Here is a 26,851-nt window from a genome sequence, read left to right as displayed (position 1 = left end):
CAATAAGCCTAGATTTCGTCACTTTTTGTTCGGAAGTTGCGGTTAGGCTGCTTTGCAGTCGTGCGAACGCGTAGGAGTCTGTTAGATGCCAACCACCTATCTTGATCAGTTTTATTCGTTTGACCCCGCGAATCCGCCACCGGGCGGTACATCGGTAGTTGTTGATAAATTCAACCTCACCGATGTGGATGACGATGGCGAGATCGACGCGCCCAGCGGGGATACGGTAAACGGCCAGGATGTTACTTCGTCGTGGCCGGGTGATGTTGTTACGATTAACGTGACAGGCGTTGGCAATGTCACCTATACCGGCACGACCTTCTATCTTGCTGACGGAACCCGTGTCTTTACACCAACAGACGGGCAGGTTCTGCAACCGGGCACGTTTGTCTCATCAACATTTGTCAACACGCAGGGGCCGCTAGATGTTGGCAATCTTGGCCCGCCCTGTTTCACCCCCGGAACGCTGATCGAAACGCCTGACGGCGCTTGCTCAGTCGAAGATCTGAAGCCCGGCGATATGGTCATCACATCGGACAACGGTGCGCAGCCGCTGCTTTGGATGGGGCGGACCACGGTTGAGGCCGAAGGCAAGCTGGCGCCCATTCGGTTTGAGGCTGGCGTGCTGGGGCTGGAACAGCCTTTGATCGTATCGCCACAGCACCGGATGCTGGTCTCGGACTGGCGGGCGCCGTATTTGTTCGGCCATACCGAAGTGCTGATCGCAGCGCATTGCCTGGTCAACGGGGATTCTGTTACGCGTGTTGAGGGTGGTCAGATCGACTATATTCATCTTCTCTTTTCGCGCCATGAGATCGTCATTGCAAATGGGGCCAAAAGCGAAAGTTATTACCCGGGGCACGCGCTCTCTCAGTCTGACGCCGAAACAAAGGCTGAAGTTCTGGCCCTGTTTCCCGAATTGCAGACCCGCGACGCGGTCCTGCCAGAAACCGCCCGTCCCGTGATACGCCCGCGCGAGGCGCGCGCTTTGGCGATTTAATCCGTTCCAAACATCGTCGCCGCGTCGTATAGCAACAATATGGCAAAGAAAGCAGCGCGCAAATCGAGCAGTAAGAAAAGCAAGGCGTCGAAGGCAAAGAACCAGACACAATCGCGGATTCGCCGCTGGGTGACCCGCGCAGTATTGGGTCTGGTTGCGTTTGTTGTGGCGCTTGTGGTGCTTTTTTCTGTGGTGAATCCCCCGGTAACCCATACGATCTGGTCTGAATGGCGGCGGCTGGGCAAAGTTCAGCGCGATTGGGTGCCGATTGAACAGATCTCGCCCGTCATGGCGCGATCCGTGGTGGCGGCAGAGGATGCCAATTTCTGCCTGCACTGGGGGTTTGATGTCGATGCCATTCGCGATGCTTTGGAGGAAGGCGGTACACGTGGCGCCTCAACCATCACGCAGCAAGTGGTGAAGAATGTGTTCCTGTGGCAGGGACGCAGTTGGGTGCGTAAGGCGCTTGAGACATCTCTTACCCCTGTGGTCGAGATTTTCTGGAGCAAGCAGCGCATTCTCGAGGTCTATTTGAACGTGGCCGAGACTGGCGAAGGTGTGTTTGGCGTTGAGGCCGCAGCCCAGCGCAACTTCAATGTGACCGCGGCCCAGCTGTCGCCAGTTCAGGCCGCACGTATTGCCGCAATCCTGCCTTCTCCCAAAAACAGGTCCGTTCGGGATCCGTCGGTCCGCACACGCAGACGGGCTGCCTCGATCCTCGATGGGGCGGCCACCATTCGCGCAGATGGTCGCGCGGATTGTTTCGAGGATTGAAACCCAAGGCCCTGCAAGGCTAAAGCTTGAGTGTATTCACTGGTTCGATTGGAAGCCCATGGCGCGTTTGTTTCATGTTCCCTTGTCCCCCTTCTGCCGCAAGGTGCGCCTGTCACTGGCGGAAAAGAAGATTGAGGTTGAGCTGGTCGAGGAGAAATACTGGGAGAAAGACCCGGATTTCCTGCGGCGCAACCCGGCCGGAAAAGTCCCGGTTCTTCGTCTGGACGGAAAGATCATGTCCGAAAGCAACGCGATTTGCGAATATATCGAAGAAACCCGGCCCGATCCTGCGCTGATGCCCCAAACGCCGGAGGCACGATACGAAGTGCGTCGGCTGGTGGCCTGGTTTGATGACAAGTTCCATCACGAGGTGACATCCAAACTGGTTTATGAGCGTGTGAACAAGAAGGTCACCGGGCAAGGTTATCCTGACAGTAAGAATGTCAAACAAGGCGCCAAGGCCATAAAGTATCACCTGGATTACATGGCCTGGTTGCTGGATCACCGCCGCTGGTTGGCTGGGGATCAGATGACATTGGCCGATTTTGCTGCTGCGGCGCATTTATCTGCGCTGGATTATATCTCGGACGTGGATTGGAACCGGTCGCAGGCGGTTAAGGACTGGTATGCCAAGATCAAATCCCGACCTGCGTTCCGGTCAATTCTTGCAGATCAGGTTCCGGGGTTCCGCCCGCCAGCCCATTACGCAGATCTGGATTTCTGATAGGGTCGCACAAGGGGGGGCTGTCTGCCCCCCATCGCGCCTCGGGGCGCGATTCCCCCCGAAGGTATTTAGGGCCAGATGAAGAGCGGATCGGGTTTAAAGGATAGGCTGGTGGCACAGGCGCTGAGCGAGGGCTTTGTGTCTTGTCGCATTTGTCGCCCGTGGGATGTCCCCGAAGTGCCGGCCCAGCTGGAAGCGTTCCTGCAGGCCGAATATCACGGGCAAATGGGATGGATGGCCGAGCGGACCCATTGGCGAGGCGATCCGGCAGCGCTCTGGCCCGAGGCGAAATCGGTGATCATGTTGGCAGAAAGCTATGCGCCCGAACATGATCCAACCGAGATTCTGGACCACCCCGAGAAGGGGGCGATCTCAGTCTATGCGCAGAACAAGGACTATCACGACCTGGTCAAGAAGCGGCTCAAAAGGTTAGCCCGCTGGTTGATAGCCGAGGCTGGTGGCGAGGTGAAGGTCTTTGTCGATACCGCCCCGGTTCCGGAAAAGGCCTTGGGTCATGCTGCGGGGTTGGGATGGCAGGGTAAGCACACCAATCTTGTAAGTCGCGATTGGGGAAATTGGGCCTTTATAGGGTCTGTTTTTACAACTCTGGACCTACCTTCGGATCAAGCAGAGGTGGATCACTGTGGATCCTGCCGGGCCTGTTTGGCCGCCTGTCCGACAGACGCATTCCCGGCGCCTTATCAGTTGGACGCGCGGCGCTGCATTTCTTACCTGACAATCGAACACAAGGGTCCGGTTGATGAAGACCTGCGCGCGAAACTCGGCAATCGGATCTATGGTTGCGATGATTGCCTTGCCGCCTGCCCCTGGAACAAATTCGCAGTCACGGCCAGTGACATGCGCTATGCAGCGCGTGAGGATCTGAAGGCTCCTCGGCTGGCAGAATTGGCTGGCCTGGACGATCCGGAATTTCGAACGAAATTCTCGGGCTCTCCAATTAAGCGGATTGGACGGGACCGGTTTGTGCGAAATGTGCTGTACGCCATTGGCAACTCAGGCCTGCAGGGGTTGATACCGATTGCACAGGATTTGACAGAGGATCCGGATTCAGCCGTGGCAGATGCCGCGCGCTGGGCGGTCAAACAACTGTCCTAGGTGCCGCAAACAGGCTGGACGTGTCGGTGCAAACCGCTAAACCCAATCACAGCGAACAGGAAGGAGAACCCGATGGCGCTGGCTTTGGGGGTTGATACAGGCGGAACCTATACGGATGCGGTGCTGGTCCGGGATGAGACTGAGGTGATTGCTTCAGCCAAATCTCTGACAACACGAGCTGATCTGGCGATTGGCGTTGGCAAGGCGATTTCTGCGGTTCTGACGCAGGCTCAGGTGTCACCGGAGCAGATCTCAATGGCGTCGCTGTCAACGACATTGGCCACGAATGCGCTGGTCGAAGGGCAGGGTGGCCGGGTTGCTCTGATCTATATCGGGTTCAGGGAGAGTGATCTGGAAAAGCATGGTCTGCGGGATGCTTTGAAAGGGGATCCAGTTTTGGTTGTGGCGGGCGGTCACACGCATGCGGGAACAGAGGCCAGGCCATTGGATGTTCAGGCGATTGAAGCCTTTTTAGACTCTAATTCAGGGGTTTCAGGTTTCGCTGTGGCCGGTCAGTTCGCCACCAGAAACCCGGCGCATGAACTTGAGGTCGCCCGCATTATTACTGATCGGACGGGTGCGCCGGTGACATGTTCGCACCATCTGTCGGCCAAGTTGAATGGCCCAAAACGTGCGGTGACAGCGGTGCTGAATGCACGGTTGATTGGCATGATCGACCGCTTGATCGGACGGGCACAGGATCAGCTTGTGACGCTAGGTATTTCAGCGCCAATGATGGTGGTTCGCGGCGACGGAGCGTTGATGAGCGCCGAACAGGCGCGGGATCGACCGATTGAAACGATTTTGAGCGGCCCTGCGGCCTCGATCGTCGGGGCGCGCTGGCTAACGGGAGCCGAGAACGCGCTGGTATCAGATATCGGTGGTACCACGACCGATGTCGCCTTGATCCGGGATGGCAAGCCCGCCATTGATCCCGAAGGTGCCAGGGTTGGCGGCTTTCGCACCATGGTGGAGGCCGTCGCAATGCGGACCCACGGGTTGGGCGGGGACAGTCAGGTACACGTTGTAACCGAAGGGCTGGGCGGCGGCATCTTCCTGGGACCGCGCCGTGTTTTGCCCGTATCTCTGATCGCGTCAGAAGCGCCCGACGAGGTTCACACGGCCTTGGATGCGCAGTTGCGGGCCCCAACTGTGGGTGAACATGACACCCGGTTCGCACGTCTGGTACCGGGTGTTCATGCCGAAGGTCTGGGGGCAAGGGAAACCGCCCTGGTGGATCGCTTGGGGCAGAAGGTCCTGCCACTGTCTGATTTGCTTAAAACGCGGATGGAGACAGGCGCACTTACTCGTTTGGTGGATCGTGGAATCGTTCAGGTATCCGGCGTGACACCTTCGGATGCCAGCCATGTTCTGGGCCGTTTGGATGCCTGGGACGCAGAGGCTGCACGCAAAGCGCTGGAACTGGTGGCGCGAAAACGGATTGGCACCGGCGATATGCTGGCTGCAACACCGGATCTGTTGGCGCAGATGATCGTTGATCAGTTGACCGAACAGACCTCTTTGACCTTGTTAGAGACCGCTTTTTCAGAAGAAGCCGAGGATTTCGGCGTTCCGGCACCCGATCTGGCCCGGCATATTTTGACGCGGAAAGGTCTGGCCGGGCATCGCGGTTTGGTGGCGCTGGACGCGGCACTGAATGTGGATGTGATCGGTCTTGGGGCGTCGGCCCCCAGCTATTACCCCGCAGTCGGGGAAAGATTGCGATGCCGCATGATTCTGCCGGAACACACGGGCGTGGCCAATGCGATTGGAGCTGTGGTTGGCAGGCTGACACTGCGCCGGGCCGGGACCGTCACGGCGCCATCCGAAGGGCGGTACAGGGTGCATCTTGAAGACGGGCCTCAGGATTTTAGCGATTCTGACGAGGCGATGGCGCTGCTAGAATCCATCCTGAGGGCTGAGGCGGAAGGAGAAGTGCGCGGAGCCGGTGCCGAGGATATCCGAGTGATCGTCGACCGGGATATCCGCACTGCCCGTATCGAAGCGCAGGAGGTCTTTGTTGAGGCAATGATCACCGTCGAGGCCAGTGGACGGCCGCGGGTGGCGTCGGACTAGCCCCTGATCCGGGGCTAATCCTTACTCGGCCGCGTCGCGTTTGGGCAGAACCCAATCCGGGCGCGGGAAATGGCAGGTATAGCCGTTCGGGATGCGTTCAAGATAATCCTGATGCTCGGACTCGGCCTCCCAGAAATCGCCAACGGGTTCCAGCTCGGTCACGACTTTGCCGGGCCAGATGCCACTGGCATTCACATCGGCAATCGTGTCCAGGGCGACCTGTTTCTGGGCGTCATCGATATAATAAATGGCCGAGCGATAGCTCATCCCCATGTCGTTCCCTTGCCGGTTCACCGTAGTCGGGTCATGGATCTGAAAGAAAAATTCGAGCAGATCGCGATAGGTGGTCACGGTAGGATCGTAAAAGATCTCGATCGCCTCGGCATGGGTGCCATGGTTGCGATAAGTGGCGTTGGGCACGTCTCCACCAGTATATCCGACGCGAGTGCGGAAAACGCCCGGGCGTTTGCGGATCAGATCCTGCATGCCCCAAAAGCAGCCCCCGGCAAGAACGGCGCGATGTTCGGTCATTCGATCTCCTCCACATGAATCAGGAATTCGCCATAGCCTTCGGCTTCCATCTGATCGCGATGGACGAACCGTAATGAGGCTGAGTTGATACAGTATCGCAGCCCGCCATGTTCGCGGGGGCCGTCGGGAAATACATGCCCCAAATGGCTATCGCCATGTTTCGAGCGAACTTCGGTCCGGATCATACCCAGCGAGGCATCGCGCAGTTCTTCAACATGCTCATGCACGATTGGTTTGGTGAAACTGGGCCAGCCGCAGCCGGATTCGTACTTGTGCGCCGAGGCGAACAAAGGCTCACCCGAGACGATATCCACGTAGATGCCGGGTTCTTTGTTATTCAGCAGTTTGCCAGTTCCGGGCCGTTCGGTGCCGCTGTTTTGCGTGACGTGGTATTCCTCGGGCGACAATGCGGCGACGGCCTCAGGGGATTTGGTGTAACGGGTCATTGCTCCTCCGGACTTCTGGTGGTTCGCATAATAGATGGGGATTATTGGCGGAAAGCAAAGGGTGTTCTGCCGGGCTCGCGCAGTTGTGCAAGGTCAGGCTGGTTTTCTGCCGGGTTGGCGAGACAGTTGCACCGCCAGAATGCCCAGTGTTGTGATAAGAACCCCGACCGCATCCAGCGGCCCCAGTTTTTCGCCCAACAAGATCGCGGCGATGGTGACACCAAAGACCGGGTTGAGAAAGTGAAACGTGGCCGCCCGTGTTGCGCCGATCCGATCCAGCAGCAGGAACCAGATGAACGTGGCCAGAAGGCCGGGAAACAGAGTTGTATAGGAGAAGGCCAGGACCAGCGGCACCGTCAAGTGGATATGAATCGTTTCGAATACCGGTGCTGCAACAAACAGAATGGCCGATCCGACCAGCATCTGTAAGCCAACCACCATCATGAAATTCCCGCCCGATGTCGCCCCACGCACTGCGAGCGTGGCAAATGTCAGCGCAAGCGCTCCAATGCCACAAAGCATGACGCCGAACAGATCAACGCCGTCGCCGATCCGACTGCTCATGATCAGAGCAACACCGGCGAACCCGGCACACAGGCCTACAATTCCAACTGGCCGTAATCTGTCGCCCATAAACAGCCAACTGGCCAAGGCAACCAGCAATGGCATGGTCGAGGCGATGATGGCGGCAACAGAGGCCTCGATTGTTTGCATCGCATAGAAGTTTAGGCCCAAATAAAGGGCATTTTGACAAATCCCGAACAGGATGGTGGCATACCATTGTGACCGCGTCAGCCGCCAGCTTTGACCCATCGCCCGTGCAATCACGACGCCAATCAAACCCGAGATCAGAAACCGCAGAGCCAGGGAAAACAACGGCGATGCGTCCGCCACGATGATCCGGGCCGAGGTGAAGGCCGAAGACCAGATAAACGCAAATGTCAGCCCCATGGCCATTGCGCGAAAATCCATCGCGACCCCCTGTTCAGATTTTCGCGCACTGTTGACCGAATAAGCGCGCGCCGCAAGCAGTGCTGTTTTTATTGATTGATCAGCCAATAAACTATAACAGCGTCATGAACTGACATTAATGGGAGGATTGTCGGTGCTATTGGAGTACATACTATCATTTGGCGTCTTGCTGGCGTTGGGCCTTGTTGCCTTCTTTGTGGTGAAGTGGTGGAATCTGCGGATCGTCGGCGTAACGCCGGTTCATCTGTTCACCTTCATCGCGATTCTGTTCACATCCGGGTTGGATGTCGGCCTGATCATGTTTCCGCTGACCGAATTCGGCGGCTATGCCGAAGATCCCGCCTATGCGTTTGCCAACCCACTGGCGATCGAATTCGGGTTCTGGGGCTTTCTGATCTGGGCGTTCTACTTTCTGACCGCGTTCTATTTCTGTGTCATCGAGCCGCGCGTGAAGTTCTTTGAAATCCCGCTGGTCAAGCTGATCAACAATGTGGTCATCATCGGCACCTGCGCTTTCACCGCCAGCCTGTTCCTGATCTACCTGCCTGGCTACCTGCCCGAGGTCGGAGACGGCGAGTCAGTGGTCACCACCTTCTATGTCATCGTGTTTGTCGTCATTCTGGCAGCGGCCTATTCTTCGACCGACCTGAAATACGTGCGTATCCTGTCGGTGGGCTCGACCTTTTTGTTCCTGGCACTGATCCTGGGCATGTGGGTTGCTGCGGGCATGGGCGTGAATGGCTTTGTGGAAACCGGAAGCAATGTTGGTGCCTATTTCACCAACCTGCACAAGTTTGTCCTGCCGCTGACAGATTATCACGCCTTCTACCTGTTCTGGTGGTTTGCCTGGTCGATCATGATCGGCCAGTTCACATCTCGCTTTGTAGGTGGGCTGAAGACCTGGCAGCTACTGGCTGCTCTGCTGATCTTTCCGTCGATACCTTTGGCGATCTGGTTCACCGTTCTCTACTATTACCACCTGAACGGCATCAGCACCGCAGGCATCACCAACATTGCGATGGTGATTGTGGGCGTGACCTTCGTGATCAACTCACTGGATTCGTTGATCAGGCTCTATACAGACAACCTGAACATGACAGTCGCCCGCTTTGGTAAAGCGATCTATGTGGCGGGCAATGTTGTGCTGCTGTTCGTCCTGACCTTGCTGTTCCAAAGCCAGTGGTTGCAGATCCAGTGGATCGGCGCAGTTGTTGTCGGCCTCTATCTGGCCTGTGTGGTTTATATCCTGATCACCAAACGCAAAGAGGTGCTGAGCATAACTGGGATGCCCGAAGACCGTGATCTGGATTTCCACAAGGTCGAGACGGTTCACTGATCAACATCGAGAAAAAGCTAATACGGGCGCCTTGGTGCCCGTATTTTTTTGGCCGCGACTGTGTAAGCAATGCGGAAAGGGTCAAAAAGGCCAAACAAAGCGACACGTGTGAAATCACAAACTTGCAATATCTTTTACTTATGTTGGCTTAGTTCAATCGTCATTCACTGGAGAGCTCTCTTGAGGTTCCATCTTCCTTGGAGTTGATAACCTCAATGTTCCCTCAGGCGCGTTTTTCACCAATCGTGGCCACACCCAGAACAGACAGGACCTTGGCCTCGATCTGTTCGGCATTCATACCGGCAACCGCATACATATCCGCCGGGTTTGCCTGATCAATGAAGATATCCGGAAACACCATCGAGCGGTATTTAAGGCCCTGATCAAACACACCCTCATCGGCCAGTAGCTGCGCCACATGGCTGCCGAAACCGCCAATCGCACCCTCTTCGATGGTGATCAGCGCCTCATGATCGGAGGCCAGATTCAGGATCAGGTCGCGGTCCAGCGGTTTGGCGAAACGTGCATCGGCTATGGTAGGGATTATGCCGCGTGCGGATAGGGCCTCGGCGGCTTTTTGTACTTCGGCCAAGCGCGTACCGAATGACAGCAATGCCACACGCGCGCCCTTCTGAATTATCCGGCCTTTGCCGATTTTAAGCACTTCACCACGCTCGGGCAGGTCCACGCCCACGCCTTCACCGCGGGGATAGCGGAAGGCGATCGGGCCTTCGTCGTGGGCGACGGCGGTTGCCACCATATGCATCAGCTCGGCCTCATCTGCGGCGGCCATCACGACCATGCCCGGCAGGTTGGCCAGATAGGCAATGTCAAACGATCCGGCATGGGTCGCCCCATCAGCGCCCACCAGACCAGCGCGGTCGATGGCAAATCGCACGGGCAGGCGCTGAATGGCCACATCATGCACGACCTGATCATAGCCGCGTTGCAGGAAGGTCGAATACATGGTGCAGAACGGCTTCATCCCGCCGGCAGCCAAAGCCGCCGAGAACGTCACACCATGCTGTTCCGCAATCGCTACATCGAAACAACGTGACGGGTAGCGTTCGGCAAACAGGTTCAACCCAGTTCCATCGGGCATGGCGGCGGTGACGGCGACGATCTTATCGTCCCGCGCGGCTTCTTCCACCAGCGTCTTGCCGAAGACCGAAGTATAGGATGGTGCGTTTGACGGCGCCTTCTTTTGCTCACCCGTCACAACATCGAATTTCGCGGTCGCGTGACCCTTGTCGCGGGCCTGCTCGGCGGGGGCATAGCCCTTGCCCTTTTTGGTCAACACATGGATCAGGATCGGGCCGGTCGCCCGTGCCTTGACCGTGCGCAGCACCGGCAACAGCTGATCCATGTCGTGCCCGTCAATCGGGCCGAGATAGGAAAAGCCCAGTTCTTCGAATAAAGTACCGCCTACGGCCATGCCCTTGAGCATTTCCTTGGCGCGTTTGGCGCCTTCGCGGAACGGTTCCGGCAACAAGGACACTGCGCCCTTGGCGGCGGCCTTCAGATCGTGGAACGGTTCTTCGGCATAAATGCGCGACAGATAACTGGACAGGGCGCCAACCGGCGGTGCGATGCTCATTTCATTGTCGTTGAGGATAACGATCAGGCGCTTTTTCAGGTGGCCCGCATTGTTCATCGCCTCAAACGCCATACCCGCCGACATCGAGCCATCGCCGATTACCGCTATCGCATCGCCTAGGCCTTCGGGCGTCACGCCACCCAGATCGCGCGCCACGGCAAAGCCAAGGGCCGCACTGATCGAGGTGCTGGAATGCGCCGCGCCAAACGGGTCATAGGGGCTTTCGCTGCGCTTGGTGAACCCGCTCAACCCGCCGGGTTGGCGCAGGGTACGGATCCGGTCGCGCCGCCCGGTCAGGATTTTATGCGGATAGCACTGGTGCCCGACATCCCAGATGATTTTGTCACGCGGCGTATCGAATACCGCATGCAGCGCGGTGGTCAGTTCCACCACGCCCAGACCCGCACCCAGATGCCCGCCGGTGACCGACACGGCCGAGATCGTCTCGGCCCGTAATTCCTGCGCCACCTGATGCAGCTGCGCGTCCGAAAACTGCCGCAGGTCGGCCGGGCGGTTCACAAGATCCAGCAGAGGAGTGTTCGGGCGGTCAGACATATGGCGCGTTCCTGGCTTAGCTGTCCCGGGCAATAACGAAGCGGGCGGCGTCCTTCAAGGTTTCAGCCGACGCGCCATAGCCTTCCAACGCGGCGCAGGCCTGTTCCACCAGCTCCGCGGCACGGGTTCTGGCGGCGTCGAGGCCCAGCAGAGACACAAACGTGGCCTTTCCCGCCTCGGCATCCTTCTGAAGGCGCTTGCCCGCAATTTCGGCGTTACCCTCTATATCCAAGATGTCATCTGCGATTTGAAAAGCAAGACCAAGGGATTGGGCATATTGGCGCAAGGGCGCAAGATCAGCTTGGGCCAGACGCGCGCCGGCGCATGCAGACCACTCGATCAGTGCTCCGGTTTTTCCTGCCTGCAAATGGGTGATTTCTTCCAGCGTCAGCGGAGAGTCTGCCGATTCCGCCGCGATATCCAGCGCCTGGCCCAGCACCATGCCCTGCGCTCCGCTTGCCTGCGCCAGAGACAAGGCCAATTCCGCGCGAATTTCGGCGGGGCCAATTTCGGGACGGGTGCAAAGTTCGAATGCCAGCGTCTGCAACGCGTCGCCTGCCAGAACCGCGATGCCCTCATCCCATTTCACATGAACTGTCGGGCGCCCGCGACGCAAATCGTCGTCATCCATGCAGGGCAGGTCATCATGCACCAGAGAATAGGCGTGCAACGCCTCGATCCCCGTGGCAGGCCAGATCGCCCGCGCTGTATCCACATCATGCAGCCGCGCGCTTTCCAGCACCAAAAACCCGCGCAGACCTTTGCCGCCTTGCGTGGCATAGGCCATCGCCTGTGTCACATCCAGATCGTCCAGCGCGCCCAGAACCAGATCAAAATGACCCTGAATCAGCGTCGCATCCTGCACCAGTCTTTCGCGAAACATTTACTGGCCTTCGACAACCGTCGTCCCGGTCGGCTGACCATCGGCGTCCAAGGTGATCGCGGCCACTTTTTCCTCGGCCCGCTTCAGTTCATCCTCGCAGCGTTTCTTCAGCGCTGCACCCCGTTCATACAAGGCGATGGACTGGTCCAGCGCCACATCTCCACGCTCCAGCTGGCCGACAACGGCCTCAAGCTCTTTCATCGCCTGTTCGAATGTCATCTGGTCAACGGGTGTATCTGTCATCGGGCTGCCTTCATCAACTCTTCCACATGGGCACGGGTGGCCTCGGCCAGCGCTTTCAGATCATACCCGCCCTCCAAAGTCGAGACGATACGTCCCGCGCATTGCTCATCGGCAATCTTGCACAATTCGGCAGTGATCCAGGCGAAATCTTCGGTGGCCCAGTTCAGATTGGCCAGCGGATCATCCTGATGGGCGTCAAACCCGGCAGAGATTATGATCAGCTCGGGTTTGAAGGCGCGCAGTCGCGGGAAAGCCAATGTTTCATAGGCGGCGCGCATCTCGGCGCCACCGGTTCCGGGGGACAGTGGAATATTCAGGACGTTTTCAAAGGCGCCGGTCTCGTCGGCGCGGCCTGATCCCGGCCACAAGGGCATCTGTTGGCTGGTGATCACCAACGCGCGCGGCTCATCCCACAGCAAATCCTGCGTGCCATTGCCGTGATGCACATCGAAATCCACCACAGCGACGCGGCGCAGACCGTGATGATCCAACGCGTGTTTCACCCCCAATGCGGCGTTGCCGAACAGGCAGAACCCCATGGCGGTTTCATTCTCGGCATGATGGCCGGGAGGGCGAATGGCACAGAACGCATTTGGGGCTTCTCCGCCCAGCACTAAATCCACGGCTTTTACCACAGCTCCTGCAGCCCTATAGGCCGCATCTACAGATCCCGGCGACATGAATGTATCGCCGTCCACCTGCCGGAATCCCTCTGTCGGGCGACTTTTGCGGATGTCGCGAATATGGCTTTCGGGGTGAATACGCAGCAGGTCATCATCGGCTGCAAGCGGCGCGGTCACACGATCCAGGTCCAGCCTATCCAGCGCATGAAGGATATGTTCCAGTCGCGCGACTTGTTCCGGATGCCCCTCGGGTGTCACGTGCCCAAGGCAATCCGCATGGGTCAAAAGGGCAGTTTTCATCACAATCCCCTGTTCATCTGGTCAAAATACCTTCGCCGAAGGCAAAGAACCGCCACGCAGCGGTTCAATCAATCCGGAGCCAGCATGTACCCGGCCCCGCGCACGGTTTGCAGGTACCGGGGTTGTTTCGGGTCTTGCTCGATCTTGCGTCTCAGCCGTGTGATCTGCACATCCACGGCACGCTCCTGCGCCTGACCCTTGTCACGGCCCAGATCCTCGACCAGCTTGGCGCGACTGATAGGGGCGCCGGGTTGGGCCGAGAAGATCTTCATCAGCTGGCTTTCCGTTGCGGTTAGGCGGACCGTTTCTTCGCCCCGCCACATCTCACCGCGCTCAACATCATAGCGGATCGGGCCGAGATGCAGAATCTTGGTTGCGGCATCCTGTGCCGGGGTTTCCGGCATCCGGCGCAGGATCGCATTGATCCGCAACAAAAGCTCTTTGGGCTCGAACGGTTTGGCCAGATAATCATCGGCCCCCGCCTCAAGCCCGGCGATACGGTGTTCGGTTTCGCCCCGCGCCGTCAGCAACAGGATCGGGGTGGTGTGGGTCTCGCGCAGGGCTCTGGTCAGGCTGACACCATCTTCGCCGGGCATCATCACATCCAGAACGATCATGTCGAAATCCAGCCCCGACAGCACCCGACGTGCATGGGCCGCATCCCGCGCCGCGGTCACCAGAAACCCGTTTCGCATCAGGAATTTCTTGAGCAGATCGCGAATACGCTCGTCATCGTCAACGATCAACAGATGGGCGTCCATATCACTCATGAGGTCGTATCCCGCAATTTGGTATAGGCATGACGCATATCAGTATCCATCATTGCTTCAAGCACTTTGCGAAACCCAGACACCGCTTCTGGGCCTGCGTCCTTATAGGCCGCGCGCATCCGCACGCGCTGGGCCTCGGACAGCCTGGTTTCAAGCGCCCTCCCGGCTTCGGTCAGAAACAGGTGCCGTTCGCGCTTGTCCACTGTACCGACCCTGCTTTCGACCAACCCATCGTCAATCAATGTCCGAAGGACCCGGTTCAGAGACTGTTTCGTCACCCCAAGAATAGCAAGCAGGTTATTGACGGTCGTCCCCGGCGCGCGATTTATAAAGTGGATAGCACGGTGGTGTGCCCGCCCATAGGCCAGCTGTGTCAGAATGCGATCCGGGTCCGCCGTGAACCCACGATAGGCGAAAAACATCGCCTCGATCCCCTGCCGCAGCTGTTCATCCGTAAGAAACAACAGGCTTTCTCCGCCAAAGGCCTGGGCGGGGCGGGTATCTGACATATTCTGCCTCATTCGTTACACAGGTCCGAGTTTATGTCAGCGTTGTTGACATTCCAAGAGCGGACAGGTATCGAATCGCAGTTTTTGCGCAACTTTATGTCCACTTCGGACCTATATTGCGCAATAATCGGAATATTCAACCCAGGCAGGGAGGTTTCGCATGGCGGGGTATGATGATCGTGACGGTGTCATCTGGATGGATGGAGAACTTGTGCCCTGGCGCGAGGCGAATGTCCACATTCTGAGCCATGCGATGCACTATGCGTCTTCGGTCTTTGAGGGCGAGCGGGCCTATAACGGCAAAATTTTCAAAAGTCGGGAGCATTCTGAACGGCTGGTCGCCTCGGCCGAGGCGCTGGACATGCCGATGCCCTATACGATCGACCAGATCGAAGCGGCAAAGGAAGGCGCGCTGAAGGCAAGTGGCTTGCAGGACGCCTATGTCCGTGCGCTGGTTTGGCGTGGTTCGGGTGAGGATATGGGCGTGGCCTCGGCCAAGAACCCGGTCCGCATGGCCGTAGCGGTCTGGCCCTGGGGTGCCTATTACGGCGACGCCAAGATGCAGGGCGCCAAGCTGGATATCGCGGAATGGAAGCGGCCCAGCCCTGAAACCATCCCGGTCCATGCCAAGGCGGCCGGGCTTTACATGATATGCACCATTTCCAAGCATAAGGCCGAGGCCAAGGGCTGCTCGGATGCGCTGTTCATGGACTGGCGCGGTTATGTTGCCGAGGCGACCGGGGCGAACGTCTTCTTTGTGAAGGACGGCGAAGTTCATACTCCGCTGGCCGATTGCTTTTTGAACGGGATCACCCGCCAGACAGTGATCCAGATGCTAAAAGACAAAGGCATCACAGTGCATGAGCGCCGCATCAAACCCGAAGAGATGGCCGATTTTGAACAATGCTGGCTGACCGGTACTGCGGCCGAGGTCACGCCTGTGGGCCAGATCGGCGACTATACGTTCGAGGTCGGTGACCTCACCCGCGAAATCGCCGCAGATTACGAAAAACTGGTGCGGGCATAACCTGCAACCAAGTTGAAACCCCGCCTTGGCGGGGTTTTTTTGCTTTTGGGCAACCGTCAACAGGTACGGTTAGATGTGTGAGTGCGTAAACTACCTTACAATGACCGAATTGAGCCCAAACTTCCTATGTTCGGATGAGTTCCACGCAATTCATTTCGTAGTACAGATAAGCCCATGAAGAGGCTAGCAGCAAACCGAAACAAGCAGACACGACGGCCAAGCCCTTCTTAGTGTTTTTCCAGAAAGTGAGCGAGATAGCCAATGCCACAAGGGCAATTAACCAGCTTTCCCAGTCGAAATATATGGACCGCAAACATTCTTCATAAGTCATTTAGTTTCGGTTCCATGTCGAGTTTACGTCTGGAATTCAAGCTGGCTTTCAAAGTATTGCCAATGACCGCATAGCCCGCTCATCAGACCTTGCGCTAGCATTCCCTCAACCCGGCCTACCCGCTCTGTAAAACTGACTCTAATCCTAGAAATCGACGCCGCGCTGGGCTTTGATCCCGGCTTGAAACGGGTGCTTTTCCTCGGTCATTTCGGTAACCAGATCGGCATAGTCGCGCAGCGCCTGTGGCGCATCGCGACCAGTCAGGAACACGCTGGTCTTGTCGGACCGCGCCTTGAGCCCGTCGATCACCTGATCGACAGTCAGATATTCATAGCGCAGGGCAATATTGATCTCGTCCAGAACGACCAGATCATACTCACCGCTTTCCATCAGTGCCCGCGCCTTGTCAAAAGCGGCGTTGGCAGCAGCGATATCGCGTTCGCGGTCCTGAGTGTCCCAGGTAAATCCTTCGCCCATCGTGTGCCAGGTGACCAAGTCGCGCTCTTCAAAGAACCGCCGCTCACCGGTTTTCCACTTGCCCTTGATGAACTGTACGACGGCAACTTTCTGACCCCATCCCAGCGCTCGGATCACGACACCAAACGCGGCCGAGGATTTGCCCTTGCCCTTGCCGGTATTGATCAGCACCAGACCACGGCCCGGGTCGACGGCCTCGGACACTTTTTTGCGGTGCTTGGCCTGCACCTGCTGCATCTTTTCTTTGTGATCCTGCGCGTCGCTCATTCGGGCACCTCTGTGATTGTTGGGCCCAAACTAGGGCAAGATTGAAAAAGGTAAAGTCACGCTTTGTGATCGGTCAGGGACCGGGCCTTGCCGCGTTCCAGCCCCAGCTGGTGTTCGCGCCAGATCACGACCACATTGCCCGCAATCACCAACGCTGCACCCAACAGTATCGCAAGCGTCGGCAGCTCATCAAACCAGATATAGCCGATGAATATGGCAAACAGCATGGTGGTATAGTCATAAGGCGCCAGCATTGAGGCTTGGCCAAAGCGATAGGACGAGGTGACCAGAATCTGTGCAACACCGCCGATCAACCCCATTGTGATCATAATTAGAGCCTGATTAAGCGTCGGCATGGTCCAACCCCAAAACGCGGTCAGAGCTGAAAGCAGGGTAGCGGTCATCGAGAAATAGAACACGATCGCGGCCGGGTGATCCACCTTGACCAGCTGCCGGATGTGGATCTGAACAAAGGCACGGGCGAGTGTGGCCGCCAGCACGCAAATCGCCCCGATTGTGGCTGCCATCTCCATCTGGGTGGTGCCCAGCCTTGGCCAAACCATAATCAGCACGCCCAACAATCCCAGCGCGACGGCACCGATGCGGATCATGCGAATGCGCTCGCCCAGAATCAGCGCGGCTAGGATCAGGGTGAAGATCGGCGTGGCATAGCCTATCGCTGTTACCTCGGGGAGTGGCAACAGGCTGAGACCCGTAAAGGTCAAACCCATGGCGCTAGTGCCCAGAACGCCGCGCCAGAAATGACCCATCGGCTTTTTGACCACAAAGCCCTGCGCCAGCTCTCCGCGCCAAAGCAACCAGGCAATGATGACGGGAATGGCGAAGAGCGACCGGAAAAACACCAGTTCGCCGGGCGGGAAATCTTCGGACAGGGCCTTGACCAGTGCAGACATTGAGGTGAACAGAACCAACGCGGCCAGTTTCAGGCCCACTGCAAGCATGGGTCGGTGGGAAGTCAGGGATTGTGCCATTGGCCGAGAACCTGAGCCTTTGACTGCGAAAGATCAACGATTGGATTGTACCAATCAGGCAGATTTCCACGTGTCGGGCAGGGGTTGGCCGATCTCTTCGCTGAACGCCTCAAGAAACCGGATCATCCGTGCCACACGCGCCTGTGCCAATTCGCGCCCGGTGGGCGTCAGCATGTCTGCCGGCAGGCTCAACAGTTTGACCTTCCAGTGATCAATCGAGAATTGCTGATCATTCAGATCGCGGGCAGTGGCAAAAGCATCCTCGGGATCATACAGGTCGCGACCTAGATCACCTGAAACAGCGAAGTTGCGCGCAATGCCGATGGCCCCCAGTGCATCAAGCCGATCTGCATCGCGTAGGATGCGGGCCTCGGGTGTTTCTGGCGGTATCCCGGCCGAGAAACTGTGTGCAGCAATGGCGTGCTGGATGGCGTCGATCTCGGGTCGTGAAAACGTCAATTCCTCCAGAATAGGCACTGACTCGGCAGCAGACCGGCGTGAAGCCAAGTGGCGGTCGGGGTCATCTTTGGGCAAGTTGACCAGGTCATGAAGATAGCTTGCCGCAAGCAGAACCCGAATATCTGCTTGCGTGTCCGCGATGGCCTGTACATTGATCCAAACGCGATCCAGATGTGCCAGATCATGGGCAGGATCTGTTTTCATGCGCTGCGCGACGATGCCGCGCAGCCGGGCGCGCAGCTCAGCCGATATGGCCACGGTTCTCGCCGATCTGACCCCGGTGCAAGAGCAGGTGGTCAAGGATTACGCAAGCCATCATCGCTTCGCCAACCGGAACCGCACGGATGCCGACACAAGGGTCATGGCGGCCTTTGGTGATGATCTCGGTCTCTTCTCCGGATTTGGTGATCGTTTTGCGCGTGGTCAGAATCGACGAGGTCGGTTTGACCGCAAAGCGTACGACTATATCCTGCCCGGTCGAAATCCCGCCCAGTATGCCGCCTGCGTGGTTCGAGCTGTATTGCGGGCCATTCTGCCCCATGAAGATCTCATCGGCATTGGCCTCGCCGGTCAGTTCAGCGGCGGCCATGCCTTCGCCGATCTCAACACCTTTGACTGCGTTGATCGACATCATCGCTGCGGCCAGATCAGTGTCTAACTTGGCATAAACTGGCGCACCAATCCCGGCAGGGACACCACGCGCGACGACCTCAACCACTGCCCCGACTGAATTGCCGGACTTGCGTAATCCGTCCAGATAGGCGGCCCAATCTTCGGCGGCTGTCGCATCGGGTGTCCAGAAGGGGTTCTGTTCAATCTGCGACCAGTCGAAATTGGTGCGGTCGATTTTATGCGGGCCGATCTGGGTCATGTACCCGGTGATCTGCACATTCGGTGCGATCTGCTTGATGGCTTCGCGGGCCAAGCCCCCGGCGGCAACGCGCGAGGCGGTTTCGCGCGCCGAGCTGCGGCCACCACCACGATAATCGCGGATACCGTATTTTTGCCAATAGGTGATATCAGCATGGCCCGGGCGGAACTTTTCCATGATATCGCCGTAGTCTTTTGACCGCTGATCGGTGTTCTCGATCATCAGCTGGACCGGAGTTCCGGTCGTCTGCCCTTCGAACACGCCGGACAGGATTTTCACCTGATCGGGCTCGCGCCGCTGGGTGGTGTATTTATTCTGTCCTGGTTTGCGCTTGTCCAGCCAGTGCTGGATCACCTCTGCGTCGATGGTCACCCCCGGCGGGCAGCCATCAACAGTGGCACCCAAGGCGGGCCCGTGGCTTTCACCCCAAGTGGTGACGCGGAAAAGATGGCCAAAGCTGTTCATCGACATAAGGCGTGCTCCTTCTGAGCATCGTGATTAGCGGGCAAGGCCCGTAGCCTCAAGCGGATTTGCGGTTGGGGCCCAGCACCCCAACCCTTTCCGGTCAGGCCGCCGAGGACAGCTGCGTCCGCATGGCGGTGATTTTCAACGCCGCCTGTGCCGCCTCGCGCCCCTTATCCACGAAATGCGCGCGGTAGATGGCATTGTGGTGGTCCGTCTCTTGATACTGGTGCGGCGTCAGCGAAACAGACAGAACCGGAACACCGGTATCCAGACCTGCGCGCATCAACCCGTCGACCACAGCTTGCGCCACGAAATCATGCCGGTAGATGCCGCCATCCACCACAAAGGCCGCGCAGGTCACAGCTGCATAGCGCCCAATCTGGGCAAGATCGCGGGCCAGCAGGGGCATTTCGAACGCGCCTGGAACGTCGAACACGTCCACCTGATCGGCGGGTATCAATTCCAGAAACCCGTCGAGTGCACGGTCGACAATATCGGCATGCCAGCTGGCCTTAACAAACGCATAGCGGGTGTGTGTCATCAAGATCTCCTTCCGGTTTGGTGGTCTGCTGGCGGTTGCGAAAACCGGTTCCCACTTTTCGCTGCCAGCACGACATGACACGTCACCCAAGGCGATCACGAGCAGGCGCGCGGGGTTACCGGCACACTGCACGTTCTCTTTCATCCGGACTGTAACCGTCGGCTCTGGCCTCTCACCAGATCTGCTGACACCCCGAAAAGGGGCCGCTCGCGGGCTTACGGGTCATCGCCCGCATACCGCCGGTGGGGAATTCCGCCCCGCCCTGAGAACGAGGCGCACCTTGCCAATAGGTGCGCTGTTCTGCAAGAGCTTTTGCAGGAGGACCGACATGCACCCCAATCCCGCCTTCCGCGCCGAGGATCGTGACCGTCATATTGCTTTTGCGCGCGAGCGCGCATTTGGTGTTTTGGCTTTGTCAGCGGACCAGGGGCCTTTGCTTAGCCATGTGCCGTTTCTGTTGTCAGAAGATGGCGCAGAAGCCTCGCTGCATCTGGTGCGGTCCAATCCGATCGTCCGGGCATTGAACGAACCGCGCACGGTTCGAATCGCTGTATCGGGTCCTGACGGATATATCTCGCCCGACTGGTACGGGATTGAGGATCAGGTGCCCACTTGGAACTATGTGGCGGTGCACCTGACCGGAACGCTTTCGCTTCTTCCGCAGGACGCGTTGCGCGATTTACTCGATCGTCAGTCGGATTTTTATGAGCGCCGGTTGAACCCCAAGCCACCCTGGAGCGCCAGCAAGATGAGCGCGGAGGCTCTGGACAAGATGATGCGCATGATTGTGCCCTGCAAGTTGCAGGTAGATGACATTCAGGGCACCTGGAAGCTGAACCAGAACAAGCCGGACGATGTCCGTCTAGCCGCCGCAGATCATGTGGCGGTAGACGGGTTCGGAAGCGAGACCACTCACCTGGCCGCGCTCATGCGGTCTAGGTGAGCGGACGGGCTGGTCAGTTGCTGAAGGTCGCCAGATAAGCGGCGACATCCTCAGCCCCTTTTTTCAGTTTGACGCTCATGTTCGGACGGGCGGTTTCGTCATCCAGATAATCCCTCAGGAAAACAATCGGGTCCTGCGAATATTCGACGATGTTTTCCTGTGTCCAGACCAGCCCTTCCTGGCCTGCACGGATCATGTCATCGGTGTACATCCCGATTGGTAGGCGTTCGCTTCCGTTCAGGTAATCGGTTTCTGTTCCGGCCACCCGGCCTACGACCCCATAGAGATTCGGCCCGGTGATGCCGCCTTTGACCAGAACTTTTCCATCTTTGATAATTGCGTGGCACGAAGAGCACCGATTGTAGAGGCTTTCCCCCTTTGCCGGATCGCCGGCGGCGATGGATTGCGATGAAAGGGTCAGGGCGAAGGTTAGAGTGGCTATAAAAAGCTTTGGCATGGAAAAATCCCGTTAAGGTTGGTCCTGTTACAGGCCCTTGGGACATTCCAGCCAAATGTGCAATCGAATTGAGACTCGTCTAGTGTGTTGAAAAATATCTATTTTTAACTCATTATTTTAGCCGAGGTAGATTCAATCGAAGTGGATTTTTGCGTGGCAAAATCAGGTCAGAATTTTGCAGATTTTCGCCGGTCAACAGTCTCCGGTTCTGTGTTGTGAGGGTGTTTTCGTTTCCTGGTTGCCATCCGAATCACTCCCTGAACCACCCGCGCGGCAGGGCAAACTTTCACGGGTAATCCGGCCCATCCCTTGAAAAAAACGCCTTTCGTTGTGACATGAATGCCAAGATGGGGCGTAGTGCGCGCCTATGACCGCTGGACGAACCGATTTCTCCCGGATAGATAGCCGCGATGAGACGCCGCTTTGATGCGGTGCTGATGCATGTTTGCCCGGTATTGCCGGGCGCCGGAATCGGAGAAAACCTCGTGTCCCACGCAGAAGACCACGAAGGCACCCGCAGAGATTTCCTCTACTACGTCGCAGGCGGCGCAGGTGTCGTTGCGACGGGTGCAGCCGTATGGCCCCTGATCAACCAAATGAACCCCTCGGCAGACGTTCAGGCGCTGTCCTCGATCCGCGTGGATGTGAGCGGTGTCGAGCCCGGAACCCAGCTGACCGTCAAATGGCTGGGCAAACCCGTGTTCATCCGTCACCGCACCGGTGTCGAAATCGACGAAGCGCAGAAGCAGGACGCCGATGGCGTGGATGCCCTGCCTGACCCGCTGGCCCGTAACTTCAATCTGAATGCTGATGCACCGGCCACGGATGCAAACCGCGTGATGCCGTCGCCGGAAGGCGAAGCCGCAGGTGCCTGGATCGTCCAGATGGGCGTCTGTACTCACCTCGGTTGTGTCCCGCTGGGCGATGCTGGTGACTTTGGCGGCTGGTTCTGCCCCTGCCACGGCTCGCATTACGATATGGCTGGACGTATCCGCAAAGGTCCCGCACCTGAAAACCTGCCCGTTCCGCCCGCTGAGTGGACGGACGCCAGCACCATCAAACTCGGCTAAGGGAGACCCAGATGTCCGGAATTCCCCACGATCACTATGAGCCGAAGACAAGTGGCGAGAAGTGGCTGAACAGCCGCCTGCCCATCGTCGGCCTGATCTATGACACCCTGATGATCCCAACCCCCAAGAACCTGAACTGGTGGTGGATCTGGGGCATCGTCCTGGCGTTTTGCCTGGTCCTGCAAATTGTCACCGGTATCGTTCTGGTGATGCACTACACTCCGCATGTTGATCTGGCCTTTGCTAGCATCGAGCACATCATGCGCAACGTGAATGGCGGCTATATGCTGCGGTATCTGCACATGAACGGCGCATCGCTGTTCTTTGTCGCGGTATACATCCACATCTTCCGCGGCCTGTTCTATGGCTCGTACAAAGCCCCGCGCGAGGTTACGTGGATCATTGGGATGCTGATCTATCTCTGTATGATGGGCACTGCCTTTATGGGCTATGTTCTGCCCTGGGGTCAGATGTCCTTCTGGGGTGCGACCGTGATCACCGGCCTGTTTGGTGCGATCCCGTTTGTGGGTGACGCGATCCAGACTTGGCTGCTGGGCGGACCGGCTGTGGACAACGCCACGCTGAACCGCTTCTTCTCGCTGCACTACCTGCTGCCCTTTGTAATTGCGGCGCTGGTCATCGTGCATGTCTGGGCTTTCCACACCACCGGCAACAACAACCCGACAGGTGTTGAGGTTCGCCGCGGTTCGAAAGCCGAGGCTGAGAAAGACACGCTGCCCTTTTGGCCTTACTTCGTGATCAAGGACCTGTTCGCACTGGCGGTCATCCTTGTTGTGTTCTGGGCAATCGTTGGTTTCATGCCGAACTATCTGGGCCACCCGGATAACTACATCGAAGCCAACCCGCTGGTAACACCGGCACATATCGTGCCCGAATGGTACTTCTTGCCGTTCTACGCGATCCTGCGTGCCTTTACCGGCGAGGTCTGGGTTGTTCAATTCGCCAGCTTCATCACCGGCGGCATCATTGACGCCAAGTTTTTTGGTGTTCTGGCGATGTTTGGTGCGATCCTGGCTATGGCTCTGGCGCCATGGCTGGACACGTCAACCGTACGTTCGGGTAAATACCGGCCGATGTTCAAATGGTGGTTCTACCTGCTGATCGTCGACTTCTTTGCCCTGATGTGGCTGGGTGCGATGCCCGCAGAAGAGCCCTATGCGACCTTCTCGTTAATCGCATCGGCCTACTGGTTCGGCTATTTCTTCGTGATCCTGCCGGTTCTGGGTGTCATCGAAAAACCCGATGCACAGCCGGAAACCATCGAAGAAGACTTCAACGCGCATTATGGCAAGGCTGACGCCGATGCCACGCCGGCCGAGTAAGAAGAGGGACCGGAAACATGTTCAAGAAACTTGCAATCGGTGCCGCGTTTGCTATCGCATTTGCTCCTGTCGCGTCTAACGCGGCAGGCGGAGGCGAACAGCATATCGAGGACTTCCAATTCTCATTCGAAGGTCCGTTCGGAACTTGGGATCAACACCAGTTACAGCGCGGCCTGCAGATTTACACCGAGGTTTGCGCGGCCTGCCACGGCCTGCGCTATGTGCCTCTGCGTGACCTCGAAGCGCTGGGCTATTCGGAAGACGAAGTCACCGCCTATGCGGCGGGCAACTTTGAAGTGTTCGACCCCGAGCTGGACGATTTCCGCCCGGCTAAACCCGTTGACCATTTCCCCGCCAATGATGGCGTTGGCGCACCCGACCTGAGCCTGATGGCCAAGGCGCGCGCAGGTTTCCACGGCCCTTACGGTCTGGGGATCAACCAGCTGGTCAACGGCATGGGCGGCCCGGAATACATCGCCTCGTTGCTGGATGGTTATACCGGCCACGAAAAGGAAGAAGCGGGAACGATTCTGTACGAAAACACCGCCTTCCCCGGTGGTTGGATTTCGATGGCGCCCCCGCTGTCGGATGAGCAGGTCGAGTTTGCCGATGGCCACGCAAATGACGTCGAGCATATGTCGGAAGACGTTGCAGCCTTCCTGATGTGGACGGCTGAACCGAAGATGATGGAGCGTAAGTATTCGGGCTTTGTCGGTGTTGTCTTCCTGACGCTTCTGTCGGTCCTGTTGTACCTGGTCAACAAGCGTCTGTGGGCAGGCGTTAAAGGTAAGAAGAAACACTAAGCGCCTTTTCTGAAAAGTTAAAAACCCCCGCGCCACTGGCAGCGGGGGTTTTTTGTTGCATGCAGGTGGAAGGGGCGGATCAGGCGCTGAGCTGTGTTGCGGAGCGGCCGGTGATGGTGGCGGACACGACTTGCCCTTCGGATTGAGCGGTTTTGAACGTGACTTCGGTGAACTGCTCGGTCCGGCCCATATGCGGGTTTTCCATCAGGATGTGATGTATCTTGCCAACCTGGGCGGTCAGGTGCTTGGCAATCTGCACCTCGCCAGCGGCACGCAGACGGGCGGCGCGGGTTTTGATGACATTGCCGTTGACCTGCTGCGGAATGCGGGCAGCGGGTGTACCTTCGCGTTTGGAGTAGGGGAAGACATGCAGCCATGTCAGATCGCAATCGGCAACCAGCCTTAGCGAGTTTTCGAAATGGGCCTCGGTCTCGGTCGGGAAACCGGCGATGATGTCAGCGCCAAAGGTCATCTCGGGGCGCAGCTTGCGGGCCTCTTGGGTAAAGCGGATCGCATCGTCACGCAAATGGCGGCGTTTCATCCGCTTCAGGATCAGATCGTCGCCATGCTGCAGCGACAGATGCAAGTGAGGCATCAGGCGGCGTTCTGTGGCAATGGCCTGCATCAGGTTTTCATCGACCTCGATCGAATCGATCGAGCTGATCCGCAGGCGCGGCAAATCCGGCACCAGTTTGAGGATGCGCATAACGAGATCACCCAGCTTTGGCTGGGCAGGCAGGTCAGCCCCCCATGAGGTCAGGTCGACGCCGGTCAAAACGACCTCATTATAGCCCTTATCGACCAGACGCTTGATCTGGTCCACAACAACGCCCGCGGGGACGCTGCGCGAATTACCGCGGCCATATGGGATGATGCAGAAGGTACAGCGGTGGTCACAGCCATTCTGAACCTGTACATAGGCGCGGGAACGAGTGCCAAACCCGTCGATCAGGTGGCCAGCGGTTTCGGTAACCGACATGATGTCATCAACCTGGACGGCCTCGGTTTCACCAATGAAATCCGCCGCCATACCTTTCCAGGTTTCGGGTCGCATCTTTTCCGTGTTGCCAATGACGGCATCGACCTCTTCCATCTGGGAAAAGGTCTGCGGTTCTGTCTGCGCAGCGCAGCCGGTCACAATCAGCCGGGCATTCGGGTTTTCGCGGCGCAGTTTGCGGATTTCCTGCCGGGCCTTGCGCACGGCTTCGGCGGTCACGGCGCAGGTGTTCACCACCACCGCATCGGTCAGACCGGCCTGTTGCGACAGCTCTTTCATCGCCTCGGTCTCATAGGCGTTCAGGCGGCAGCCCAGCGTGGCGAATTTGGGCGGGTTCATCCCAGCGACCTCAGGAATTCCGGCGTCAGCAGGCCTGAGAAGACATGGGCGGTAGGGCCGGTCATCCAGACGCCATCGTCGCGCCAATCAATCCAAATCGTGCCGCCGTCCAGCTCGATCTGAACCTTGCGTCCGGTCAGGCCGCGCCGGGCTGCGGCCACGGCCGTTGCGCAGGACGAAGAGCCAGAGGCCAGGGTGATGCCAACGCCCCGTTCCCATACGCGCATGCGGATATGATCCGGACCGATCAGCTGTGCCACTTGTACATTGGTCCGTTCTGGATAGAGCGGATGATATTCATACCGTGCGCCGAACTCTGCCAGCGGAATCGCCTCGGCATTGTCGACAAAGAAGGTGCAATGCGGGTTTCCCATGCCGGTGGCGGTTGGGGCGCCTTCGATCGGCAGTTCCAAGGTGTCCACGTCTTCGGTCAGTGGAATCTCGTGCCAGTTCAGCTGCGGCAGTCCCATATTAACCGAAGTCAGCCCGTCCCCCGCATCGCTTGCATAGAGCGTTCCCCGCTCGGTGGTCAGGGTCAGGGTCTGTTTGCCGGTTTCCTCCATCAGAAACCGCGCGATACAGCGGGTGGCATTGCCACAGGCGGCCGAGGTCGAGCCATCGGCGTTGTAGAACACCAGATGGGCATCTGATGCGCCGTTTTCGATGACGGCGAGCTGATCAAAGCCGACCCCAAATTGCCGATGCCCAATGGCTTGAGCCAAGGCTGGTGTCACCCCGACCTCATGCGCGCGCGCATCCACAATGACAAAGTCATTGCCCAGCCCATGCATCTTCATAAAGGGCAATCCGGTGTTCTGAATTCCTTGCATGGCGGGCATATAACGTTGCTGCGGATGGGAATCCACCCTGTGGCGCAGATTCGTGAAAAAAGGGGTTGACCCCCTTGCGCCACCTGCCTAAGTAGGCCGCCTATCGGGACGCCGTTTCGAAAGAAACTACAGGCGTAACGAGGTGTGAAATAAGGTCTTGAACCCAGTCGGGAAAATGCCTTAC

The 26,851-nt window shown here is 58.0% G+C and carries 28 protein-coding genes and 1 riboswitch; of the genes, 11 read left to right on the top strand and 17 right to left on the bottom strand.

Going from position 1 to position 26,851, the window contains the following annotated elements; all coding sequences use genetic code 11:
• Positions 1–85: 85 nt before the first annotated feature.
• The 5 genes from AC2FH2_RS17495 (at position 86) to AC2FH2_RS17475 (ending at position 5,690) form a co-directional block, all read left to right on the top strand.
• A complete protein-coding gene (locus AC2FH2_RS17495) occupies positions 86–1,000 on the top strand; it encodes a Hint domain-containing protein (protein ID WP_496824596.1) in 915 nt (304 codons plus the stop codon).
• A gap of 39 nt (positions 1,001–1,039) precedes the next feature.
• A complete protein-coding gene (mtgA, locus tag AC2FH2_RS17490) occupies positions 1,040–1,774 on the top strand; it encodes a monofunctional biosynthetic peptidoglycan transglycosylase (RefSeq protein ID WP_142640279.1) in 735 nt (244 codons plus the stop codon).
• A 58-nt stretch (positions 1,775–1,832) separates the two neighbouring features.
• Positions 1,833–2,498: an FtsZ-binding protein FzlA gene (gene fzlA, locus AC2FH2_RS17485; protein WP_496824594.1), complete on the top strand. Its 666-nt coding sequence runs from the start codon at positions 1,833–1,835 to the stop codon at positions 2,496–2,498.
• A 78-nt stretch (positions 2,499–2,576) separates the two neighbouring features.
• Positions 2,577–3,614: a tRNA epoxyqueuosine(34) reductase QueG gene (queG, locus tag AC2FH2_RS17480; protein ID WP_496824592.1), complete on the top strand. Its 1,038-nt coding sequence runs from the start codon at positions 2,577–2,579 to the stop codon at positions 3,612–3,614.
• A 72-nt stretch (positions 3,615–3,686) separates the two neighbouring features.
• Positions 3,687–5,690: a hydantoinase/oxoprolinase N-terminal domain-containing protein gene (locus AC2FH2_RS17475; protein WP_496824590.1), complete on the top strand. Its 2,004-nt coding sequence runs from the start codon at positions 3,687–3,689 to the stop codon at positions 5,688–5,690.
• A 21-nt stretch (positions 5,691–5,711) separates the two neighbouring features.
• Here AC2FH2_RS17475 and msrA read toward each other — a convergent pair whose 3' ends face one another.
• The 3 genes from msrA to AC2FH2_RS17460 all read right to left on the bottom strand — a co-directional run bounded on the left by msrA (position 5,712) and on the right by AC2FH2_RS17460 (position 7,639).
• A complete protein-coding gene (gene msrA / locus AC2FH2_RS17470; protein ID WP_496824588.1) occupies positions 5,712–6,221 on the bottom strand; it encodes a peptide-methionine (S)-S-oxide reductase MsrA in 510 nt (169 codons plus the stop codon).
• A complete protein-coding gene (gene msrB, locus AC2FH2_RS17465; RefSeq protein ID WP_142640268.1) occupies positions 6,218–6,667 on the bottom strand; it encodes a peptide-methionine (R)-S-oxide reductase MsrB in 450 nt (149 codons plus the stop codon). The genes msrA and msrB overlap by 4 nt, the downstream gene beginning before the upstream one ends.
• Before the next feature lie 93 nt (positions 6,668–6,760).
• Entirely contained in the window at positions 6,761–7,639 is an 879-nt protein-coding gene (locus tag AC2FH2_RS17460) for a DMT family transporter (RefSeq protein WP_496824586.1), read from the bottom strand.
• Positions 7,640–7,778: 139 nt separating this feature from the next.
• On the opposite strand from AC2FH2_RS17460, the gene AC2FH2_RS17455 reads away from it, so the two are divergent.
• Positions 7,779–8,975 (top strand): BCCT family transporter, encoded by a 1,197-nt coding sequence (locus tag AC2FH2_RS17455; RefSeq protein WP_142640264.1) that lies wholly within the window; start codon positions 7,779–7,781, stop codon positions 8,973–8,975.
• 223 nt (positions 8,976–9,198) lie between these two features.
• Here AC2FH2_RS17455 and dxs read toward each other — a convergent pair whose 3' ends face one another.
• The 6 genes from dxs to AC2FH2_RS17425 all read right to left on the bottom strand — a co-directional run bounded on the left by dxs (position 9,199) and on the right by AC2FH2_RS17425 (position 14,455).
• Positions 9,199–11,127 (bottom strand): 1-deoxy-D-xylulose-5-phosphate synthase, encoded by a 1,929-nt coding sequence (gene dxs, locus AC2FH2_RS17450; protein ID WP_496824584.1) that lies wholly within the window; start codon positions 11,125–11,127, stop codon positions 9,199–9,201.
• Between the two features lie 16 nt (positions 11,128–11,143).
• Positions 11,144–12,010, bottom strand: a complete 867-nt coding sequence (locus AC2FH2_RS17445) for a polyprenyl synthetase family protein (protein WP_496824582.1) — start codon at positions 12,008–12,010, stop codon at positions 11,144–11,146.
• Positions 12,011–12,253 carry an exodeoxyribonuclease VII small subunit gene (locus AC2FH2_RS17440; protein ID WP_142640258.1) on the bottom strand — a complete coding sequence of 81 codons (243 nt, stop codon included), beginning with the start codon at positions 12,251–12,253 and terminating at the stop codon, positions 12,011–12,013. It abuts the gene before it with no gap.
• Entirely contained in the window at positions 12,250–13,176 is a 927-nt protein-coding gene (locus AC2FH2_RS17435; RefSeq protein WP_496824580.1) for a histone deacetylase family protein, read from the bottom strand. Before AC2FH2_RS17435 ends, AC2FH2_RS17440 begins: the two co-directional genes overlap by 4 nt.
• Positions 13,177–13,244: 68 nt before the next feature.
• A complete protein-coding gene (locus tag AC2FH2_RS17430; protein WP_142640254.1) occupies positions 13,245–13,946 on the bottom strand; it encodes a response regulator in 702 nt (233 codons plus the stop codon).
• Positions 13,943–14,455: a MarR family winged helix-turn-helix transcriptional regulator gene (locus tag AC2FH2_RS17425; RefSeq protein ID WP_496824578.1), complete on the bottom strand. Its 513-nt coding sequence runs from the start codon at positions 14,453–14,455 to the stop codon at positions 13,943–13,945. The genes AC2FH2_RS17430 and AC2FH2_RS17425 overlap by 4 nt, the downstream gene beginning before the upstream one ends.
• A gap of 160 nt (positions 14,456–14,615) precedes the next feature.
• Here AC2FH2_RS17425 and AC2FH2_RS17420 point away from each other — a divergent pair, with 160 nt between their 5' ends.
• Positions 14,616–15,482, top strand: coding sequence for a branched-chain amino acid aminotransferase (locus AC2FH2_RS17420; RefSeq protein WP_496824576.1), 867 nt, complete (start codon positions 14,616–14,618; stop codon positions 15,480–15,482).
• A gap of 475 nt (positions 15,483–15,957) precedes the next feature.
• Here AC2FH2_RS17420 and cobO read toward each other — a convergent pair whose 3' ends face one another.
• The 5 genes from cobO to AC2FH2_RS17395 all read right to left on the bottom strand — a co-directional run bounded on the left by cobO (position 15,958) and on the right by AC2FH2_RS17395 (position 19,885).
• Positions 15,958–16,557 (bottom strand): cob(I)yrinic acid a,c-diamide adenosyltransferase, encoded by a 600-nt coding sequence (cobO, locus tag AC2FH2_RS17415; RefSeq protein ID WP_271951707.1) that lies wholly within the window; start codon positions 16,555–16,557, stop codon positions 15,958–15,960.
• Between the two features lie 56 nt (positions 16,558–16,613).
• Positions 16,614–17,549, bottom strand: coding sequence for a DMT family transporter (locus AC2FH2_RS17410; protein WP_496824574.1), 936 nt, complete (start codon positions 17,547–17,549; stop codon positions 16,614–16,616).
• Positions 17,550–17,603: 54 nt separating this feature from the next.
• Entirely contained in the window at positions 17,604–18,266 is a 663-nt protein-coding gene (locus AC2FH2_RS17405) for an HD domain-containing protein (RefSeq protein ID WP_142640240.1), read from the bottom strand.
• The gene (gene aroC / locus AC2FH2_RS17400; protein ID WP_271951712.1) at positions 18,250–19,350 is read right to left on the bottom strand and encodes a chorismate synthase; all 1,101 of its coding nucleotides are present in this window, start codon (positions 19,348–19,350) and stop codon (positions 18,250–18,252) included. The genes AC2FH2_RS17405 and aroC overlap by 17 nt, the downstream gene beginning before the upstream one ends.
• Positions 19,351–19,444: 94 nt before the next feature.
• On the bottom strand, positions 19,445–19,885 hold the full coding sequence (locus AC2FH2_RS17395) for a 6,7-dimethyl-8-ribityllumazine synthase (protein WP_496690454.1): 441 nt from the start codon (positions 19,883–19,885) through the stop codon (positions 19,445–19,447).
• A 128-nt stretch (positions 19,886–20,013) separates the two neighbouring features.
• A riboswitch (FMN riboswitch) is annotated at positions 20,014–20,159 on the bottom strand.
• A 54-nt stretch (positions 20,160–20,213) separates the two neighbouring features.
• On the opposite strand from AC2FH2_RS17395, the gene AC2FH2_RS17390 reads away from it, so the two are divergent.
• A complete protein-coding gene (locus AC2FH2_RS17390; RefSeq protein ID WP_271951721.1) occupies positions 20,214–20,828 on the top strand; it encodes an FMN-binding negative transcriptional regulator in 615 nt (204 codons plus the stop codon).
• Between the two features lie 13 nt (positions 20,829–20,841).
• Here the strand turns inward: AC2FH2_RS17390 and AC2FH2_RS17385 are convergent, their stop codons facing one another.
• Complete coding sequence (locus AC2FH2_RS17385; protein ID WP_496714197.1) at positions 20,842–21,285, bottom strand: c-type cytochrome; 444 nt, start codon at positions 21,283–21,285, stop codon at positions 20,842–20,844.
• Positions 21,286–21,770: 485 nt separating this feature from the next.
• Between AC2FH2_RS17385 and petA the strand changes: the two genes are divergently transcribed.
• From petA to AC2FH2_RS17370, 3 genes are read left to right on the top strand one after another with little or no spacing between them, the layout of a single operon-like run.
• Positions 21,771–22,355 (top strand): ubiquinol-cytochrome c reductase iron-sulfur subunit, encoded by a 585-nt coding sequence (gene petA, locus AC2FH2_RS17380; protein ID WP_142640296.1) that lies wholly within the window; start codon positions 21,771–21,773, stop codon positions 22,353–22,355.
• Between the two features lie 11 nt (positions 22,356–22,366).
• Positions 22,367–23,698, top strand: a complete 1,332-nt coding sequence (petB, locus tag AC2FH2_RS17375) for a cytochrome b (protein ID WP_142640230.1) — start codon at positions 22,367–22,369, stop codon at positions 23,696–23,698.
• 17 nt (positions 23,699–23,715) lie between these two features.
• The gene (locus AC2FH2_RS17370; RefSeq protein ID WP_496690453.1) at positions 23,716–24,501 is read left to right on the top strand and encodes a cytochrome c1; all 786 of its coding nucleotides are present in this window, start codon (positions 23,716–23,718) and stop codon (positions 24,499–24,501) included.
• Positions 24,502–24,580: 79 nt separating this feature from the next.
• Here the strand turns inward: AC2FH2_RS17370 and mtaB are convergent, their stop codons facing one another.
• Both mtaB and dapF read right to left on the bottom strand, forming a co-directional pair.
• On the bottom strand, positions 24,581–25,837 hold the full coding sequence (gene mtaB / locus AC2FH2_RS17365; RefSeq protein WP_496824571.1) for a tRNA (N(6)-L-threonylcarbamoyladenosine(37)-C(2))-methylthiotransferase MtaB: 1,257 nt from the start codon (positions 25,835–25,837) through the stop codon (positions 24,581–24,583).
• Positions 25,834–26,676, bottom strand: coding sequence for a diaminopimelate epimerase (dapF, locus tag AC2FH2_RS17360; protein ID WP_271951728.1), 843 nt, complete (start codon positions 26,674–26,676; stop codon positions 25,834–25,836). Before dapF ends, mtaB begins: the two co-directional genes overlap by 4 nt.
• Between the last annotated feature and the right edge of the window lie 175 nt (positions 26,677–26,851).

The sequence above is a fragment of the Ruegeria sp. YTSA105 genome (assembly GCF_059610225.1).
Note: the sequence above shows the minus strand (reverse complement) of the source record. Positions and strands in the feature narration are given on the sequence as shown.

Coding starts and splice junctions, on each gene's coding strand:
- AC2FH2_RS17495 (WP_496824596.1), top strand. CDS start 86: ATGCCAACCACCTATCTTGATCAGTTTTATTCGTTTGACCCCGCGAAT.
- mtgA (WP_142640279.1), top strand. CDS start 1,040: ATGGCAAAGAAAGCAGCGCGCAAATCGAGCAGTAAGAAAAGCAAGGCG.
- fzlA (WP_496824594.1), top strand. CDS start 1,833: ATGGCGCGTTTGTTTCATGTTCCCTTGTCCCCCTTCTGCCGCAAGGTG.
- queG (WP_496824592.1), top strand. CDS start 2,577: ATGAAGAGCGGATCGGGTTTAAAGGATAGGCTGGTGGCACAGGCGCTG.
- AC2FH2_RS17475 (WP_496824590.1), top strand. CDS start 3,687: ATGGCGCTGGCTTTGGGGGTTGATACAGGCGGAACCTATACGGATGCG.
- msrA (WP_496824588.1), bottom strand. CDS start 6,221: ATGACCGAACATCGCGCCGTTCTTGCCGGGGGCTGCTTTTGGGGCATG.
- msrB (WP_142640268.1), bottom strand. CDS start 6,667: ATGACCCGTTACACCAAATCCCCTGAGGCCGTCGCCGCATTGTCGCCC.
- AC2FH2_RS17460 (WP_496824586.1), bottom strand. CDS start 7,639: ATGGATTTTCGCGCAATGGCCATGGGGCTGACATTTGCGTTTATCTGG.
- dxs (WP_496824584.1), bottom strand. CDS start 11,127: ATGTCTGACCGCCCGAACACTCCTCTGCTGGATCTTGTGAACCGCCCG.
- AC2FH2_RS17445 (WP_496824582.1), bottom strand. CDS start 12,010: ATGTTTCGCGAAAGACTGGTGCAGGATGCGACGCTGATTCAGGGTCAT.
- AC2FH2_RS17440 (WP_142640258.1), bottom strand. CDS start 12,253: ATGACAGATACACCCGTTGACCAGATGACATTCGAACAGGCGATGAAA.
- AC2FH2_RS17435 (WP_496824580.1), bottom strand. CDS start 13,176: ATGAAAACTGCCCTTTTGACCCATGCGGATTGCCTTGGGCACGTGACA.
- AC2FH2_RS17430 (WP_142640254.1), bottom strand. CDS start 13,946: ATGAGTGATATGGACGCCCATCTGTTGATCGTTGACGATGACGAGCGT.
- AC2FH2_RS17425 (WP_496824578.1), bottom strand. CDS start 14,455: ATGTCAGATACCCGCCCCGCCCAGGCCTTTGGCGGAGAAAGCCTGTTG.
- AC2FH2_RS17420 (WP_496824576.1), top strand. CDS start 14,616: ATGGCGGGGTATGATGATCGTGACGGTGTCATCTGGATGGATGGAGAA.
- cobO (WP_271951707.1), bottom strand. CDS start 16,557: ATGAGCGACGCGCAGGATCACAAAGAAAAGATGCAGCAGGTGCAGGCC.
- AC2FH2_RS17410 (WP_496824574.1), bottom strand. CDS start 17,549: ATGGCACAATCCCTGACTTCCCACCGACCCATGCTTGCAGTGGGCCTG.
- aroC (WP_271951712.1), bottom strand. CDS start 19,350: ATGTCGATGAACAGCTTTGGCCATCTTTTCCGCGTCACCACTTGGGGT.
- AC2FH2_RS17395 (WP_496690454.1), bottom strand. CDS start 19,885: ATGACACACACCCGCTATGCGTTTGTTAAGGCCAGCTGGCATGCCGAT.
- AC2FH2_RS17390 (WP_271951721.1), top strand. CDS start 20,214: ATGCACCCCAATCCCGCCTTCCGCGCCGAGGATCGTGACCGTCATATT.
- AC2FH2_RS17385 (WP_496714197.1), bottom strand. CDS start 21,285: ATGCCAAAGCTTTTTATAGCCACTCTAACCTTCGCCCTGACCCTTTCA.
- petB (WP_142640230.1), top strand. CDS start 22,367: ATGTCCGGAATTCCCCACGATCACTATGAGCCGAAGACAAGTGGCGAG.
- AC2FH2_RS17370 (WP_496690453.1), top strand. CDS start 23,716: ATGTTCAAGAAACTTGCAATCGGTGCCGCGTTTGCTATCGCATTTGCT.
- mtaB (WP_496824571.1), bottom strand. CDS start 25,837: ATGAACCCGCCCAAATTCGCCACGCTGGGCTGCCGCCTGAACGCCTAT.
- dapF (WP_271951728.1), bottom strand. CDS start 26,676: ATGCCCGCCATGCAAGGAATTCAGAACACCGGATTGCCCTTTATGAAG.